The organism is Roseibium sp. HPY-6, from assembly GCF_040530035.1.
Taxonomy (GTDB): domain Bacteria; phylum Pseudomonadota; class Alphaproteobacteria; order Rhizobiales; family Stappiaceae; genus Roseibium.
The window spans coordinates 314274-331976 of sequence record NZ_JBEWCD010000002.1 but is presented as its reverse complement, the minus strand read 5'-3'; the positions used below and the strand labels follow the sequence as shown (position 1 = coordinate 331976).

The 17703-nt window shown below is 55.7% G+C and carries 15 protein-coding genes; 10 read left to right on the top strand and 5 right to left on the bottom strand.

The features are described 5' to 3' along the window. Nucleotides 1–20 precede the first annotated feature (20 nt). The 4 genes from ABVF61_RS12955 (at nt 21) to ABVF61_RS12940 (ending at nt 3876) form a co-directional block, all read left to right on the top strand. Complete coding sequence (locus ABVF61_RS12955) at nt 21–899, top strand: GNAT family N-acetyltransferase (RefSeq protein WP_353993970.1); 879 nt, start codon at nt 21–23, stop codon at nt 897–899. A 60-nt stretch (nt 900–959) separates the two neighbouring features. Continuing rightward, nucleotides 960–1388: a VOC family protein gene (locus ABVF61_RS12950; RefSeq protein WP_353996419.1), complete on the top strand. Its 429-nt coding sequence runs from the start codon at nt 960–962 to the stop codon at nt 1386–1388. A gap of 146 nt (nt 1389–1534) precedes the next feature. Continuing rightward, nucleotides 1535–2332 carry an ABC transporter ATP-binding protein gene (locus tag ABVF61_RS12945; protein WP_353993969.1) on the top strand — a complete coding sequence of 266 codons (798 nt, stop codon included), beginning with the start codon at nt 1535–1537 and terminating at the stop codon, nt 2330–2332. Further along, nucleotides 2329–3876 (top strand): permease, encoded by a 1548-nt coding sequence (locus ABVF61_RS12940; protein ID WP_353993968.1) that lies wholly within the window; start codon nt 2329–2331, stop codon nt 3874–3876. The genes ABVF61_RS12945 and ABVF61_RS12940 overlap by 4 nt, the downstream gene beginning before the upstream one ends. A 206-nt stretch (nt 3877–4082) precedes the next feature. Here ABVF61_RS12940 and ABVF61_RS12935 read toward each other — a convergent pair whose 3' ends face one another. Beyond that, nucleotides 4083–4754: a cyclic nucleotide-binding domain-containing protein gene (locus ABVF61_RS12935; protein WP_353993967.1), complete on the bottom strand. Its 672-nt coding sequence runs from the start codon at nt 4752–4754 to the stop codon at nt 4083–4085. 77 nt (nt 4755–4831) lie between these two features. On the opposite strand from ABVF61_RS12935, the gene ABVF61_RS12930 reads away from it, so the two are divergent. Then, nucleotides 4832–6157: an amidase gene (locus ABVF61_RS12930; protein ID WP_353993966.1), complete on the top strand. Its 1326-nt coding sequence runs from the start codon at nt 4832–4834 to the stop codon at nt 6155–6157. A 58-nt stretch (nt 6158–6215) separates the two neighbouring features. Here ABVF61_RS12930 and ABVF61_RS12925 read toward each other — a convergent pair whose 3' ends face one another. Continuing rightward, entirely contained in the window at nt 6216–7406 is a 1191-nt protein-coding gene (locus tag ABVF61_RS12925; RefSeq protein WP_353993965.1) for an MFS transporter, read from the bottom strand. Between the two features lie 114 nt (nt 7407–7520). Between ABVF61_RS12925 and ABVF61_RS12920 the strand changes: the two genes are divergently transcribed. Then, nucleotides 7521–8429: a LysR family transcriptional regulator gene (locus ABVF61_RS12920; protein WP_353993964.1), complete on the top strand. Its 909-nt coding sequence runs from the start codon at nt 7521–7523 to the stop codon at nt 8427–8429. A gap of 196 nt (nt 8430–8625) precedes the next feature. On the opposite strand, the gene ABVF61_RS12915 is transcribed toward ABVF61_RS12920, so the two are convergent. Further along, nucleotides 8626–9243: a LysE family translocator gene (locus tag ABVF61_RS12915; RefSeq protein ID WP_353993963.1), complete on the bottom strand. Its 618-nt coding sequence runs from the start codon at nt 9241–9243 to the stop codon at nt 8626–8628. Between the two features lie 380 nt (nt 9244–9623). Here ABVF61_RS12915 and ABVF61_RS12910 point away from each other — a divergent pair, with 380 nt between their 5' ends. Beyond that, entirely contained in the window at nt 9624–10601 is a 978-nt protein-coding gene (locus tag ABVF61_RS12910) for a LuxR C-terminal-related transcriptional regulator (protein WP_353993962.1), read from the top strand. A 703-nt stretch (nt 10602–11304) separates the two neighbouring features. Further along, nucleotides 11305–13188: an SLC13 family permease gene (locus ABVF61_RS12905; protein ID WP_353993961.1), complete on the top strand. Its 1884-nt coding sequence runs from the start codon at nt 11305–11307 to the stop codon at nt 13186–13188. Between the two features lie 324 nt (nt 13189–13512). Here ABVF61_RS12905 and ABVF61_RS12900 read toward each other — a convergent pair whose 3' ends face one another. Beyond that, nucleotides 13513–14109 (bottom strand): DUF2975 domain-containing protein, encoded by a 597-nt coding sequence (locus ABVF61_RS12900; RefSeq protein WP_353993960.1) that lies wholly within the window; start codon nt 14107–14109, stop codon nt 13513–13515. Nucleotides 14110–14194: 85 nt separating this feature from the next. Between ABVF61_RS12900 and ABVF61_RS12895 the strand changes: the two genes are divergently transcribed. After that, on the top strand, nt 14195–14833 hold the full coding sequence (locus ABVF61_RS12895) for a hypothetical protein (protein WP_353993959.1): 639 nt from the start codon (nt 14195–14197) through the stop codon (nt 14831–14833). 152 nt (nt 14834–14985) lie between these two features. Then, nucleotides 14986–16875, top strand: a complete 1890-nt coding sequence (recQ, locus tag ABVF61_RS12890; RefSeq protein WP_353993958.1) for a DNA helicase RecQ — start codon at nt 14986–14988, stop codon at nt 16873–16875. Between the two features lie 44 nt (nt 16876–16919). On the opposite strand, the gene msrA is transcribed toward recQ, so the two are convergent. Continuing rightward, nucleotides 16920–17564, bottom strand: coding sequence for a peptide-methionine (S)-S-oxide reductase MsrA (gene msrA, locus ABVF61_RS12885; protein ID WP_502949962.1), 645 nt, complete (start codon nt 17562–17564; stop codon nt 16920–16922). Nucleotides 17565–17703 lie beyond the last annotated feature (139 nt).

Here is a 17703-nt window from a genome sequence, read left to right as displayed (position 1 = left end):
ATCTGACTAAAGTCAGGTAAATGAAGATTGACCAGATATCCCGCGTTCGAAACTTCGCTCGTTCCGTAGCCGTTGAGGTTGGCGCGCTCGAGGATTCCTTCCTGAACCGAGGGCGACCGCTAGGTTCGGCGCGTGTTTTGAATGCCATAGGACTCGGGTACCAGAAAGTATCCGACATCCGGAACTTCCTTAAGCTTGATACTGGGCTTTTAAGCCGCTTGCTTCGTGGCCTCGAAGCCGAAGGATTAATTGAGACAGCTCCAAATCCAGAAGATCGACGCAGCCGAGTAACGAAGCTCACAAAAGCAGGCGCTAAAGAGTTCGATATATATGAACAACTCTCCAATGAGCGAGCCGCGGCTATTTTGGAACGACACAAAGATGCACGGCGTCTGCTGGATGCCATGGATACTGTCACTGTTGCGCTATCACGAGAGCATATCGTCTTCGAAGAGGTGGACTATGCGTCAGTTATAGCCACGAAATGTCTGAGCGCTTTTGCAGCGGAACTGAGTGCGAGGTTAGGTCTCGAATTTGATCTCAAGAAATCGGGAGACCCAGAACTATCACAGATGGAGCATCCCCACGGAACATTTGTCGTGGCCAGACTTGACGATATGCCTGTGGGTTGTGTTGGCGTGAAAGGTAACGGAGGCTCGCTTGCAGAAATCAAGCGGATGTGGATTGCCCCTGCTGCGCGGGGCCTGGGTTTGGCGCGCCGCCTTATGACAACTGCTGAAGATGCAGCGCAAGCTATCGGCATAAGGACGCTCCGTTTAGATACCAACAGCACGTTGCATGAGGCTGTACGTCTGTACCGGAGTATGGGCTGGACTGAGATCGACAGGTTCAACGACGATCCTTATCCGGACCTATTTTTTGAGAAACAGCTATCTTGATGGCCTTTTGGGAAACCCGCTTTGGACGATCCTTTTGAAAGGCCTAGCATACGAACTGGCGTGTTTTATCAGGATCCTGATACAGCGCTAACCTGGCTTGAAGCTGCTTTTGGCCTTACGAGGTTGATTGACGTTCGAGATAATACCGGTGGTCTTGTCCATGCCGAAATGCGGTTCGGCAACTGTTCGATCATTGTTGACGGTGAGTGGCCTGGTTTCGTGTCAAGTCCTCAGTCTCTGGAAGGCATGACCACGCAGATAGTCTACGTTCAGATCGAGAGTGGCTTAGATGAACACTGCGCTAGGGCGTTAGAACACGGGGCGGACATCATTAGCAATCCAGAGGATCAATACTACGGTGATCGCATATATCGTGCCAAGGACCTCGAAGGGCACATCTGGACGTTCTCACAAGCAGTAAGGCGCGTGGGCCGTGCTGAATCTGATCGCCTTGGAGGTGTTCGGATCAGTGGATGGCACAGTGAATGACGGTCCAAACTCTTTTTGCAACAGAGTAGCAGCCATCGGCGTGAGTGCAGCGAATTCACACCTTGTGCGTGGCATATAACCGGACTTTACTCTCGTGAAAGGTCCCCCCGGTAAGCTGGCTCAAACCTCCTTTGGACAAGAGACAGATGCCGCCTTCCAGTACCCCTGCCCTCGAGATCCTCAATCTCCACAAGTGCTTTAGTGAACCGGCCGTCGACGATCTCTCGCTGACGGTGCGTGGCGGCGAGTTTTACGCGTTGCTGGGTCCGAATGGCGCAGGCAAGACCACCACTTTGCGGATGGTCGCGGGGTTGCTGGAGGCCGATGCAGGCTCCGTCAAGATCTGCGGTATCGACGCTTTTTCCGACCCGATAGCCGCCAAACAGATCCTGGCCTGGGTTCCGGACGAACCCATGGTCTACGACAAGCTGACGCCGCTGGAATATCTGGAATTCGTGGCGGGTCTCTGGACCATGGAGCCGGACCTTGCGCGCTTCAAGGCAGACACCCTGCTTGAGTCTTTCGGACTTGCGCCTAATTCCAATGAACGCTGTGGCGGGTTCTCGAAAGGAATGCGTCAGAAAGTGGCGCTTGCCGGTGCCCTGATCCATGAACCGCGCCTGATCATCCTCGACGAGCCGCTCACCGGACTTGATGCAGGGTCTGCGCGTCAGGTGAAGAAGGTGCTCTCCGGCCTTGTTGCGCAGGGCGTGTCGATCATCATGACGACACATATCCTTGAAGTCGCGGAGCGCATGGCCGACCGGATCGGGATCATTGCGCGCGGACAGCTCGTTGCCGAAGGAACACTTGCGGAATTGCGCGAACGGGCGAGTGCCGATGGCAATTCCCTGGAAGACATATTCCTCGAGATCGTCGGCGGCGTCTCCGCCGGCGCCCCACAAACGGGTGTGGCAAACCACCTTGACGAGAACGCGGCATGAGCATGATCGCGGTCCCTTCCGCCCTGGTACGTTTTTCACGACACGAGTTGCGGCTCGCCTGGCGCGACTGGGCCTGGATGTTTTCAGGCTGGCGCAACACGAGCTTGCGGCGGGCGCTCACCGGCATGGGCATATTCTATGCGATCATGCATCTGATCGCCTACGCCGTGCTGTCCCCCCATTTTACCGCCGGGTTTGCGCTGGATCAGACGGCACTGGCAATGCTCTCGGTGACGGTGCTGCTCAGCTTTACGATGATGCTGTCGCAGGCGATGGAGTCGGTGACGCGTGCATTCTATGCCCGTGACGATCTCGACCTGATCCTGTCTTCGCCCGCGCCCTCGCGGGACCTGTTTCTCGTGCGCATCGTCATGATGGCTATGACAAGCTGGGTGATGTCGGCCCTGGTTGTTTCGCCATTCCTCAACGTTGCCGTGGTGCTCGGCGGAGAGCGCTGGCTTTCGGCATATGTTGTTCTCCTGGCGGTATCACTGACGGCAACCGGAGCCGGTGTGATGATTACCCTCGCGCTGTTCCGAACGTTGGGCGCGCAGCGCACACGCCTTGCTGCGCAAATTCTGGCGGCGGTCGTTGGTGCGGCCTTCCTGATCGGCATGCAGGTTGTTGCGATCCTTTCCTTCGGATCGATGTCCCGGTTCGCGCTCTTTGACCCGGCCTTTCTGGCAAACCATGCGCCGACTGCAGGCTCTGCGTGGTGGTTCCCCGCTCATGCGGTGGCCGGACAGACCAATGCGGTGTTTCTGTTATTTGCCGCATCCCTTGTGTTTTTTGCCGCGGGAGCCTGGCTTGGCGCGGTTCAGTTTCGCCGCATTGTGGTGTCCGCGCTCGGTGTCACGGAAAAGACCCCGCACGGACATTCATCCGAACGGGCCTTTCGCAGTCACGCGCCGCTCGGCGCCCTCGTCTACAAGGAACTCAAGCTGATCGCCCGCGATCCCTGGCTCGTATCCCAGACGTTGATGCAGGTGCTTTATCTGATCCCGCCGGCTGTCATGCTCTGGGTCAGTTTTGGCGAGAACACGGAGATCTCGGTGATCATCGCCCCCGTCATCGTTATGGCGGTCGGACAGCTGGCCGGCGGTCTTGCGTGGCTGACCATTTCGGGCGAGGACGCGCCCGATCTCATCGCAACGGCACCCATCTCTGCGTTCACACGCCTTTGGGCAAAGGTTTTGTCGGTCCTGACGCTTGTCGCCGCGATCGTGCTGCCCCTTACGCTGTGTCTGGCGTTCCTGTCTTTATGGGGTGCAGCGGTCACCTTCACCGGTGCAATGATCGCGGCAGCAAGTGCCATTCTGGTTCAGCTCTGGTTTCGTGCGCAGGCCAAACGCACCACGTTCCGGCGCCGGCAGGTCGCTTCGAAGGCTTCGACGCTCGCAGAGGCCGGAGCGTCCATTTCCTGCGCAGCCGGCACAGCACTCGTCGCGGCGGGGAGCCCGCTGGCGCTCCTTCCCGTTGTCCTGCTTTTTATTGTGCTGGGGGTCTCCTGGAGTATTCGTCCGAAGCACGGCGCAATGACTTAATGCATTTGCGCTTTCCAGGCGGGTTTCTCGCGATCCAAGGGCCGATGGTGGCCAAGCCAACTATAAATCCGGGTTTCCAGTTATTTTCCCGAAACACTGTTAAAGCATTTAGTGAAAAGGCTGGATCACCTTTCGCTGCCTGAAATCATAGATTTCAACGCGATAGGTGATGTGCTTTGTTTCAAGTTTTTCCGAAACGCTATTGATCACGCGCGCAGGAGCATGTGTCTGGTTGTCTGCAACCATCTTGAGACTTCCATACCCAGGCTCGCCTGTATCGCAACCTGTAGTGCGGAATTGCGAGAGAACTCGGAGGTCAATTCGGCAAAGCTCCATGTCAGCAGTGTTGTTGGCGCCAACGCCCGAACCGTGACGGGAGCCGTGAAGTCGTTCCTCTGACTGAGGAGCGCGATCGCGCCCACGAAATTGCCTTCGCGGAGACCGTCGACGCGCTCGCCATCCTGCTCAACCACAACCTCACCAGCCACAATGAGGGACAGTTCTTCAACTGAAGCCCCCTGCATCACGAGAACAGTCCCGGCGGGAACGGATTTGCGCTGCCCCTTGCGCAGGAACTTGAATGCGTCGCGTTCCGAGAGGTTCTGAAGCGCAATCGCGTAGAGCCGCCGCTCTTCTGCCGTGAGCGGCGCCGGCCGCCTCTCGGCCAGGAGGATGGTAATCCAGTAGAGGTTGATGCAGAGGAAGAAGGTATTCCAGCCAATGGGAGCCCAGAGTGGCGACGGCTGAAAGTAGTAATACGGCATCAACAGGGAAATCCCGAGCACCGTCAGGATCCTCAACCGGAAAATGTCGCGAACCGAATAGGAACAGAGATAAATGACATTCGCGGCATTCACCAAAACATCAAGGCCGTTCATACCTTAGCCCTTTTTTCAATGAGCGATGTGGGTTTAACCTAGTCGACCGTACAGCTCAGCGATAGACGGGAAACACCATGTCGGAGACTGCCACCAGCCAGCTCACGCGCGCGCTCGACGCGGTCGCGCGGACCGAAGACAAGGTCCACGCCTACAGGCACTTGTTGGAACAAGAAGCCCGGTCATCATCGGTCGACGCCGACAAGACCGGGACACAATCGCCGATTTTCGGTTGGCCATTCGCAGTGAAAGAAGTGTTCGACGTCGCAGGGGTTGTGACCGCGGGCGGCTCGCAGGCCTACCAGGATCGCGTCGCGACATCCGATGCAACTGCGGTAGCGCGGCTTCGCGCTGCTGGCAGCACGCTCGTCGGTACGCAGATTGCACACGAGTTGACCTGCGGCCTCGATCAACCACCAACCCGCAATCCGTGGGATCTTTCATGCTACCCCGGTGGATCAAGCGCCGGGGCCGGCGTCTCCGTCGCCGTCGGATCGGCGCGCTTTGCTCTTGGAACAGATGCCGCCGGATCTGTGCGCATTCCCGCAGCAATGACAGGAACAACCGGCCTCAAACCGACCTGGGGGCTGATCAGTTCGCACGGGGTGATGCGGGAGGCGTCCGCGCCTTCGATTGACCATGTCGGGATCATTGCCCGATCGGCGGAAGAGGTCGCTCGGGTTCTTCCCATTCTGGCCGGTCCCGATCCCTGGGACGCGTCAACGCTGCAAGCGCGCGGTCACCATGAACAAAACCCGCCGCATACAGATCGGATCGCAGTTCTCGGTGAAGCCACTCTTGGGGCACTGTCAGATACCTGTCCCCTCGATCCGGATATCAAGCGCGCGTTTTCGGCTTCTTGCGACACTTTCCGACGGAGCGGCGCAGAGATTGTCGAAATCGAGCTGCCGACGCTGCCTATGGCAGTAGGCGCAATTGTGACGTTCTTCTCTGCGGAACTTGCCTGTGCCAATGCGGCAATGCTGGAAAAACACCGTGACCGTTTTACGCCCACAGTCGCAGACATGATTGAAACCGGACTGGAGATCCCTGCGGACCGATTGATGGAGGCCGTGCGTGTGCGCTCGCAACTCAAGGCAGAACTGTCCGCCGCCTTTGCCGCTGCCAACACCCAGTTCCTGCTCACACCCACCACACCGCGTCCGGCGATGCCTCTTGCGAATTTCGATCCGACAGAAGAACTGGGAACGCTGATCCCGTTTACATGCGGGTTCAATCTGACCGGCAATCCAGCCATCAGTTTGCCTTGCGGGCAGACAAAGGACGGCCTGCCGATTGGACTGCAGATCGTCGCCCGTCCCTTCAGGGAAACCGGATTGCTCGACCTTGCCACAGAGTTTCAAAGGCGCACGCACTGGCACGAGATGCGTCCACCGGTATGAAGCCTGGTTTCGCGTTGCATGTGCGGCATCGCCTTACGATCTGCGCCATTCAAGGTGCTTACGTATATACCGGATAGCGGCGCTCTTTTGCGACAAGGAACAGAACGGCGACGCCGAACACCAGAGACGGAACAAGAGAAAACTCCAGCCAATCTGACTGGTTGGCCAACCAGCCGCCCGCCATTGGCAAGACGAATGCAACACCATAGCCAATCAGCGTCATTCCCGCTGTCAGCCGGGTAACCGCTTGTCCGCTTGCAATGGTTGCCGGCAGCGACACCAACAGGATGAGTTCCACCGAAGCTGCGAAACCGGTGAGGAGGGCTCCTGACCACGCGATCCATCCTGAGAAAAAGATAAACCCGGCGAGCCCGATTACAGACAAAACCGCTGATACTGCTATTGGCCCTGGCCTGCCGATCCATCCCGGCGTCGCCAAGACCAAGAAGGAGGCCAGCAATGGCATTGCATTGTAGAGCAGGAGCAACCAGGCGAGCGCCCCGGTTTCTCCTCGCGCTTCCAGAATAGCTCCAGCATAGGAATTGATGACATAGAAAAGGGCAACTGACCCGGCAAGGAGCAAACCATACTGCCAGACTGTCCCGTCATTCCATCTGGGAAGCGATGGCGTCGGCAGCCGCCTCTCCAAGATGACTTCGGGCGACGCGTATTTTACTGCTGGAGCTCGCGCGAACAAGCTTGCCAGCGCGATGAGAACTATCGGAACAGACCAAAGCAACAGTGCCGTGCGCCAATCGTTTCCAGCCAGTGGCAGCATAACGGGCAAGGTCAATCCCGCACCGGACATCTCGCCAACCATCATTCCGTTCAGGTAGACAGCATTCCCAAGCGCAATATGACCGGGCGTCCAAACCCGGGTGGCTGAAGGCAATGCCGTCTGAAATACGGCAACGCCAAATCCCATCAAAACCGAAACTGAAAACAACGACAGGATCGAGGGCGCGTGGCCGCGGGCAGTCGAAGCGACCGCCATCAACAAGATACCGAAAACTATTGATGCCTTCACACCGAAACGCCCGATCATGAACGCAGCCGGTATAGCGCCAAAGGCGATGGCGACCACGGGCAACATGGTCAAAGCGCCGATACCGGCAGCTTCCAACCCGTAAGATTCGGCAATCCGGGTTGCAAGAGGCGGCGCCGCCAGAACCGGCACGCGAAGCGTCCAACCGACGAGCCACAAGATGACAAACGCGAAAATGGGAGACGGATGCGGGCGCTGTCCCATGTGTTGGTCCTTCGGCATCTTTTGAAACGAGGGTGCGCTCTGAAAATATTATTTCTAAAAATTAGTGGTAGATGAGATAAATAGAAAACTGATATCTAATTATTGGAAAAGTAAATGAACCGATTTGCTGAAATTGAGGCCTTTGTGGCGGTTGTTGAGACGGGCTCGTTTTCAGCCGCAGCAGAACGGCAACACGTGGCGATTTCGGCGGTCAGCCGCAGGGTCGACGAATTGGAAGCCAGGCTTGGCGTAAAACTCACACGGCGCTCCACACGCGGCGTCAAAACCACCGAAAGAGGCCGCGCATATTATCGACATTGTTTGCGTCTCCTGTCTGATCTTAGAGAAGCGGACAGCGCCGCCTCCGGTGAGGAGGGCCCGGTCAGGGGTCTGATCCGCATTGCCTGCCCGCCTGCTTTCGGCCTGCGCTATCTGTCGCCTCTCGCCAACGACTTCGCGGCATCAAATCCCGAGGTTCAGTTTGATATCGAAATGAGCGATCGGCCCGTCGATCTGATCGAAGGAGGCTTTGATTTCGCGATCCGCCTTGGACGCTCGGAAGACCGGACCCTCACCTCCGAACCGCTTTTTGCCGTACATTACGTCGTCGCCGCCAGCCCTGCTTTCTGGGATCAGTATGGCCGCCCAAGCAAACCGGAAGACCTGGCCGGCCTTTCGGCTCTGGCCTACCGGGTTGGACCGGATCCGGCGCGCTGGCGCTTTTCGCGTCCAAACGGACAGACGGTCGATGTGCAGCTGTCACCGCGCATTGTCGCCAATAACGGCACTGTGCTGGTCGACGCGGCCATAGCGGGTCTGGGCATCTGCCTTGAACCCGATTTCGTGTGCCACGACGCAATTAAAGCCGGGGCACTCGAGACCGTTCTGAAAGATCATCGCACTTACGGGCGAGACGCGGAAATTGTCCGTCCGGCTGTCCGGCCTTTGTCCAGGAGAGCTGAAGAATTTGCCGATACCGTGCGAGAGCTGTTCGCAGTTTCCGCACCGTGGGAGACAAGCTAGGCAATTCTTGAGTTTTTGTATCGAACCGACACGCAGTGCAGGCTTCTGGCCAGAGCACAGTGTCGGCCAAGTTTGTCCCCGAACAGACCTTTGCGGCAAACGCAACGCGCCGCCGCAATACACACAAAACGGACAAAAGATGGCAGACCAATGGTGTCTGCCTTGCGCAAGTGCCGTTTCAGCGGAATTTCACAAACTAACGAGATAGCGCTGATTTGAGTAATCCGAGACCGGCAAGCGCAAACAATCCGGAAACCACACCTTCAACCAATCTACGCGCCTTCTCGTAGGCCTTCATGATCTTGGTATTCGAGAAGACAACAGCGTGCCCGGTGTAGTTGATCACGCCCAAAACCATGCAGACAAGGGTTATGATCACGAGATGCATCGCCCCTTCACCATTTCCCAAACCCATTGATAGAGCCGCCATCCAGGCGACGACGGCCTTCGGGTTTGAAAGGTTCAAGATGAGGCCGCGCAAGAACCAGTTTCCCGACCCGTTCATTGAATGGGGCTTGGTTGCCGGCCTTGCAGCAGTCCTGGCAGATTGAAAAGCCAACCACAGCAGGTATCCGCCGCCTAACAGTTTTATTGCCATCAGTGCATATTCTGATGCCTGCAAAACCGCTCCCAAGCCCGTCGCCGCCACGAGACCCCAGAAAGCCAATCCGCAAGACAACCCGAACCCGAAGAGCAGGCCCCGTTTTCGGCCTTGGCTCATCGAAACCGTCGCCACAGCAATATTGGCTGGTCCAGGTGAAACCGTCACTATGAAAAACGCGATGACTACGGCAATAAACCCATCGACTGTCATGAACCTCTCCTGGTTACGTTTTGCGGGTCTCAGCAAGAAGCTGGTACAGGTTTCTTCTTATTCCATGTCAAATTGCAAGCCTGTCATCCGAGCGTATGACAAGCGTTCTGTTTCGACCGACATATTCTGCCGCCCAAACACTGGCGGAATTCAGAGGTCGGCATGGACTTACAGGCGATCGGGCTCATCGCACTTAGCGAACGGCACAGTACAAGGTGTAACCCAATAGATGAAGAAGCTTATTATGCTGAGATGGCTGGATTAGACATTGAAAGCAAAGCGCGCGAGAAGGTGCGAGTGCTGTTGAATTGGGCTCTCACACTTCGCCTGTTTTTACGTATTGCCGGACATTCGCGACAGGCGAAGTCACAGTCTGTGTCATGACGCAAGAATCGAACGAAGATCATGTCGCAATACTCGCTGTTTTAGAGGCCGAAACCGAGGCCTATCTCCAACGCGACTATGACGCCTGGCAATCATGCTGGCACGATGGTCCCCAAACGCGCCGTATCCAAACCCATGTGGCAACAGGTGTAACTGTGGCGACGGGGGATGAGATCAAAGCGCAAATGAAGCGCATTCTTTCAGAACCCACAAAATGGCGCCCGCCAAAGTCGTTTGAACGAGATAACCTCAATGTTGTGATTAGCCCTGAAATGGCATGGGTCAGCTATGATCAATATGGAGACATGTCCAGCATCGCTGATGGAACATTGCGCCGGTATCATGAGCTCAAAATTCTGCAAAAAGTGGACGCTTGCTGGAAGATCAGCTGCTTGGTCAGCACGCAGATAAGAGCGAATTATTCAAACGCACCCATCGTTGAAGTCGACAGGTCCGGCCGTATTATCTGGATGAACGAGAGCGCAGAAAAGCAATTGCTGCTGCATCCGATACTGGCCCAAAAAGCGCAGAAGTTATGGGCTCGCGAAGACGAAGTTCGCGCGTCGCTGTTGGAGGCACTGAATTGGCTCAATGAAATCCGTAGCCAACTTACGCCTGGCTTGAACGAAGAGGCCGTGAGCCGTGTTGTTTCTCTTGGGCGAGACGATACTGGCGTAGCGCATGTCTGCTGGGCAATGCTGCGAGACGGCAAATTGCTCATCGCTTTCGACGACGAAGAACGTCTCGATTGCCAAATCGCTTCGGCGGCAAAAGCTTATGGATTGTCGGACGCACAAGAAAAGATCGCTCGAAAACTCATCGCAGGTGCAGACATATCGACAGCTGCAGATGCTTTGGGCATGAGCCCAAACACCGCAAAAACGCACCTTCAAAGGACGTATGACAAATTAGGTGTCCGATCGCAGCCTGCCTTGGTGCGAATGCTGCTCACAGCCGTCCGACGCGAGATCTAGAGCTGTGCGGTGGTTGTTTTGCCCAAAGTTGCCATAAGAAATGAACGATCACTGTATCGCCGGGGCTCAGACCTGGCCTTCGTCACATTGAGATCGAAAAGTCGCTTCGTGCCGGAGGTAATTGCATGCCGGCGAACCAAGTACGTCTGATTGTTGCGAGTGTTGCGTTGAGCATCACATTGGAAGGCATCGAATTAGTGTAGCTGCCAAAGCCTGCTTCACACCGACATGAAAACGTTGAGCTGACGGGTCGCGTTAACCCCTGAAAATGGAAATGCGGAGCGCTCGCATCGTTCAGATGAGCAGAAATGCCAACAGTTGCCCCATTGAAAAGTCGATATTGATCCGGGTGCCAGGCTCGAAGTCTGTGCCCTTCATAAATCTCGCGGCACTTTTGAGGTAACGCTAACTATAAAATATATTATTCAGACATGTCTTTGGGTGCAGATGTATCTAAGTGAATTATATTAGATGAAAATGAACTATAATCTATACAAGTCTCGATATATTGAAATCAAAACAAAAGATATTGAGAATAATTAGCGCGGATATTTGCATTCATTGTCACATGGGGTAAAATCCCAACTGCATCGAGTAAGAATGCAGTGTGCGAGTGAAGATACAAGGTACTTTTGTTAATTCGGTTCCGCTGAAAACAAGTGTTTGTTGAAAAAGAAAGAGCACACTGGTTTGGGGGACCGGGATGGATGTCGTTGCGCTAACCACAGAGATGATTGTGGTACTTGGCCTGTTGGCATTCACTGTTTTCCTGTTCGTCTCCGAAATTTTGCGTGTAGACCTTTCTGCTATTTTAGTAATGGTGATGCTGGGCGTTTTGAGCTTTTTGCCTGGAATGGGTGGACTGGCCGATGTCAATCATCTGTTCGATGGGTTTGCTTCCAATGCCGTGATCTCAATCATAGCAGTGATGATTATCGGTGCAGGTTTGGACAAGACAGGCCTGATGAGCAAAGTTGCTGCGACAATATTGAAATACGGCGGCAACACAGAGCGGCGTATAATCGCGATCATTTCCGGCACTGTGGGGGTCATCTCCTCCTTCATGCAGAATGTGGGCGCGGCGGCTCTATTCTTACCCGTTGTCAGTCGCATATCTGTGCGCACAGAGCTGCCTCTCAGCAGGTTGCTCATGCCGATGGGATTTTGTGCCATCATGGGTGGCACACTGACGATGGTCGGCTCTTCCCCTCTCATTCTGTTAAACGATCTAATTTTAAGCGCAAATAACGGTCTGGCGGCGGCAGATCAGATGGAACCATTTGGCCTGTTTTCAGTGACACCGGTCGGTATATGCCTGGTGGTCACCGGAATTCTATATTTCGTGTTGTTTGGTCGTTGGGTCCTACCCAAAGGAACAAAGTTCGACGATGGGACCAGCGGACAATCGCTTAAAGACTATCTGAAGAGAATCTACGGCCTAAAGGCCGACATTTATGAGATCGTCTTACCCGAAAACCATTCCGTAGAGGGTCAGACGCTCGACGAGCTGATGCAGCGTTACCATGTCTATGTCATAGGAACATTTTTTCAGGGACATCGCTGGTTTGCGCCCGTCATTCAGACCAAAATAGTGACACCGTGTCGCCTTGTTATCCTGGGACGAGAGAAGACCATTCAAGCAATGGCGGAGGCGGAGGGCTTCAAAGTGCTCCCATCCTTGGAAGTCTTCGCGGAAGATTATGCGCCCACCAAGTCCGGGGTTGCCGAGATGGTGGTTCCCCCCGGTTCATCTGTGATCGGAAAGTGCGCTCATGATCTGGTATTCCGAAAGAGATATGGCGCGAGCCTCCTAGCCATTCATCGCAATGGAGAAACCTTGAGTTATGTGGAGACGGCGGATCACGCTCCAACTGCCGTGGGTGAAGTTCCATTTCAAGCGGGTGACACGCTCGTTGTTCACAGCACGTGGGAAGCACTTACTCACCTTACGCGCGACAGAGATTTTGTCGTAATAACCTCGGACTTTCCGCGGGAAGAGCTTCGCCCAACCAAGGTGCGATGGGCCTTACTCTTCTTTGCAATTGCTCTTGGTCTCATCTTGTTTTCCGACATCCGCCTTTCCCTTTGCCTGTTGGTTGGTGCGGTCGGGATGATTGTGACAAAAGTTCTAGATATTGACGAAGCTTATGATGCTGTTAGTTGGAGCACCGTGTTCCTGCTTGCCAGCCTCATCCCGCTTGGCCAGGCAGTACAGGCGACGGGAACTGCCGAATGGATCGCTCAGCAGATTTTGACGATCTTGAACGGTTGGCCAATTTGGTCGTTGCAGGCGGGCGTCGCTGTTCTGGCAACGATATTTACTTTGGTGATGTCCAATGTGGGCGCGACGGTATTGCTTGTTCCTTTGGCAATTTCCATCGCATTGGCAGCAGGCGCAGACCCTGCCATCTTTGCAATGACCGTCGCGATCTCAACATCCAATTCGTTCCTTATTCCGACCCATCAGGTAAATGCACTCATTATGGGTCCAGCAGGGTATACAGTCGTTGACTTCGTGCGAACAGGCGGCGTTATGACCTTGCTGTTTCTCGTTGTTTCACTTGTCATGATGAACGTTGTTTTCTGATGATAGGTTAGCGCAACACACCCGGCTCACCCACTTGATTGAATCGTTTTCTGCCATTCAGACATCGTCTGACCGATGTCCCAAAATCTTGTCGCAAGCACAACAGCCACTCAGATTGATCTCAGCACCATTCACTTTGCGCTCAGACCCGACCTTCGTTGCATTGAGAGCGAAATGCGGCTTCGTGCCGAAGGTAACTACAGCTGGCGGTACAGGCGCATCCGATTATTGTGAGCTTCATCCAACCCCGGAAGCTTCTTCCTGGTCTCATTCCAGTCTTTCAGCTGTTCGAAAAGCCAAGATCGCCCACCCCATCTCTGATCGTTACACGAAGCTCCGGTTCTCCTCGTCCAATTCGACGGCTCGGGTCATGATCTGGCCAATCACCAGAAGCAGTCCGCCGACAATGACCGAAAAGACGAACGAGCTCGACAATTGAAGTGCCAACTGCCGCTCGCCCGGAGCATTGTCCATCGTTGCAATCAGGATGGACAGGGTCGGCGTCAGGAAGGCCAGGACCGCTGAAAGCAGCATCGCAATACCAATGCGGCGCAGGAGCCTGCAGGATGTCAGGCTGAACACGTAGCCGTTGGCGTATTGATTGAACAATCTGGCCAGGAGCCACAGAACATAAAGCCCAACCGCCCAGGGCAAGGCGAAAACCGCAGCGAGCGCGGTGCGTTTCCAGTCGGGCATCGGCTTGTCATAGGGCGTACCGGCAAGCTGCTGATCCAGAAATGCAACCAGGTGCTCCGGCCAGACGGCAAACAATCCACCGGCGACGATCATCCCGACCATTGAGACGATACACATAATCCGCAGTCCTTTGCTCAGGCGGTGTTCCCGGCCTTTGTAACCGTCAGGCACATGACTGCCGTTCGGAAAACTTTGCGCAGGTTGCGCGCTTGCCTGCTTGGTCATACTTCAACCTTATTCTAAATCTATCGAGTTTAAAAATTATTGTTAAACAATAATAATTAGATGTCAAACAGGATCATATCTCTCGATGTTTTTTCTTCCTCATGTCTCACTGACAAAGCACAATGCGGTTCTCGCCACTGCCGCAGTCTTCACACTCTTGGCCTCATGCTCAACGCTCACGCCAACATCTCTCTACAAGCTATCGCGTTTCGACCCACTTGCAGCAGCTCCCGAAGACCTCGGGATCGCGGTGCGCAGCCCTGAACAACTGGCCGTCCGTGAGAACGGTGCCACGTTGACCATAAAGACCGACACATTGGAAGAAGTCTTTGTCCTTCAAAGCACGTTAGCTGCTCCCGAAGGCCTGGCGCCCACAACCGGTACGCATCTGGAAACCTTTACCATCAAGCCGTCTGACTATGAACGGCTCCGGCAGGTGCAGGCTGACGTGCGGAAGCTGAAATCAGAGAACGACGGGAAAGATGTCGGCGGGTCGCTCGGTGTGCATGCGGATGCCTGTCGAAGGGGGGAACTGCCGGACGGTACGCTTTCGCTCAAGGTCTACATGCGAACCGGAGCGGCAGACGCCTTCTTTCCGCTGACGCGAACCATTGACCTCAGGGAAATCAGCGATGAAGTGGAGCAGGATTTCAAGGCACTGCCTTTTTGTCCGAGGGAACGCGCAAGTGTGAAGACCGGCTTGAGCCTCAGGTCAGTGCCTTAACGTGAGTTCACAACCAGACTGGAAAGCCTCTTTACCTGCGGCCTTCCCAAGTCATCCACAGGACTAAAGCGCCAGCGGCTTTGATCTGTGCGGCGAATAAGACATTGTGCAACCGATAAGCGTCGATTGGCCGAACAGGAACCGTCTGCAGCATGCCCGTTTCACCCGCACTGATCGCGGAGGATGCCGAACCCTATCATCATGATGGCGTTCCGGGCATTCGCGTGGAACCAAGACCGCTTGCCGTTCTTCAGACCGTCTTCGGATATGACAGCTTCCGGGGAAAGCAGCGGCAAGTCATAGAAACGCTCGTTGACGGCGGCGATGCCGTGGTGCTCTTCCCGACCGGTGCCGGAAAATCCCTCTGCTATCAGATCCCCGCGCTTTGCAGGCGTGGTGTCGGTGTTGTCGTGTCACCGCTGATCGCCTTGATGAAAGACCAGGTCGGTGCGCTTCGCGCGGCCGGTGTCCGCGCGGCGGCCTTAAATTCAACGCTCATGCCAGATGAGCAGGAAGCCTTGAGAGAGGATCTTCGCCGCGGTGACATCGACCTCCTTTACGTAACGCCCGAACGGCTGGGCAATGAGAGCTTTCGCCGGTTTCTGGATACGCTCGAGATCGCCCTTTTTGCCATCGACGAAGCCCATTGCGTCAGTCAGTGGGGCCATGATTTCCGACCGGAATACATGTCGCTATCCTGTCTGGCAGAACGTTATCCCGGTGTGCCGCGCGTCGCGCTGACCGCAACAGCCGACCCGCATACACAAAAGGACATCCTTGCCAGACTGAAGCTGGAGGAAGCGTCGGTCTTTGCCACCAGTTTCGACCGGCCCAACATCCGATACGAAATCGTCGAACGCTCGAACCAGCGTCAGCAACTTCTGGATTTCCTGTCCAAGCACAAGGGCGAAAGCGGTATTGTCTATTGCCTGTCGCGGGCGAAAGTCGAGGAAATCGCCGAATGGCTGACCACCAAGGGAACGAGGGCACTCCCCTATCATGCGGGACTTCCGGCCGATCGGCGTGCGGCCAACCAGGATGCCTTTTTGCTTGAAGAGGGTCTCTGCCTCGTTGCAACAGTTGCATTCGGCATGGGGATCGACAAACCCGATGTCAGGTATGTCGCACATCTCGACCTGCCGTCTTCCGTCGAAGCCTATTATCAGGAAACCGGCCGGGCCGGGCGCGACGGCGAGCCCGCCGAGGCTTTTCTGGCCTATGGCATGGCCGACCTTGTGCAGCGCCGGCGAATGATTGCGGAGGGCGATGCGCCCGACGAGGTCAAGCGTGCGGAAAATGCCAAACTCAACGCGCTGCTCGGCATCTGCGAGACCGCTGGCTGCCGGCGGCAGGCCCTGCTTGCGCACTTCGGCGAGACCTATCCCCAGCCCTGCGGCAACTGCGATACCTGCCTGTCACCCGTTGAAACCTGGGACGGAACGGAGGCTGCCCGAAAGCTGATGTCCGCGATCTACCGGACAGGCCAGCGTTTCGGTACAGGACATGTAATTGACGTGCTTCTCGGTAAGAGCAACGAGAAGGTCACGCGTTTCAGGCACGACAATCTGTCGGTCTTCGGGATCGGCCAGGATCTTTCACAAAAGACCTGGCAATCGATCGCACGGCAGCTAGTCGCAGCTGGCTTCGTCGACGTCGATCACGCACAGTTCGGCGCACTCGTGCTCACAGAAAAAGCCCGTCCTGTTCTGCGCGGAGATGAAACGATCTCGCTGCGCAAGGACAGAAACGCAGCCGGACTCAAGCAGACCCGCTCCTCGCGGGCAGCATCGGTCGCAGATGAGCTCGATGAAGACGGCAAACTTCTGTTTCAGCGCCTGCGCAGGCTGCGCACACAGATCGCACGGGACCAGAACGTTCCGCCCTATGTTGTCTTTCCTGATGCAACGCTTGCCGGAATTGCAGCTGCCCGTCCGGTCAATCCGGATGCACTGCTCGCTATTTCCGGGGTCGGTCAATCCAAGCTCGAGAAATACGGCGAAGCGTTTATCGACCTTGTTGAAGCATTCGAAGCCGGGATTTGAAGGCGGCAGGCCCGGTCTGGACCGGGCCGCAGGGTTCTTCTTCTTCAGGAACCAGCCTTGGGAATACCCTTGTAGGCTTCACCGCCCCAAACCGACTTTACCCGCGCATCCCGGCCGCAAGCCTTGCGATAGCCTTTGTAAGCTTCTGCGCGTGTGACATACCCGAACCGGGTCAACGTGCGTTTGTTGCTCTTGTAGTAAGCTTGATGGTAGTCCTCTGCGGGCCAGAAGACTGCGGAAGCTTCGATCGGTGTCACAACCTTGCCCCCAAGCGCCTTGTTGGCCTTGTCGATCTCAGCCTTGGCCGCAGCAGCCTGTTTCTGATCGAGCGGATAGATCGCGGTGGAATAGCCAAAGCCACGGTCGCAAAACTGGCCACCCGGATCGGTCACGTCGACGGTGCGCAGGAAAATGCCGACAAGATCGCCGTAGCTAATCTGCGTTTCGTCGAAATCGACTTTCACGACTTCGCGGTGACCGCCACGCTCATAGTTCTTGTAGGTCGGGTTCTGCGTCTTGCCGCCGGCGTAGCCTGACACAACGTCACGAACGCCCGGAAGCTTCTCCAGATCCGACTCCACGCACCAGAAACAGCCCCCCGCCAGAATGGCCGTTTCGGCCTGGACGGATGCATGAGGAGTGGCACTGACAAGAACGGCAAGGAAAGTTAGCGGCAACATGCGCTTCATAAAAAGTCCTCCATCGGTTGGTGATAGAGGTAACGCATTCTCGTGCGGAGACAACTCAACTCCGTTCGCGCGCCTGCACATCGCCGTGAGATGGCCGTGACTGTTGCCTTTCCGCTTGCCGCAATTGTGAGATCGTTCT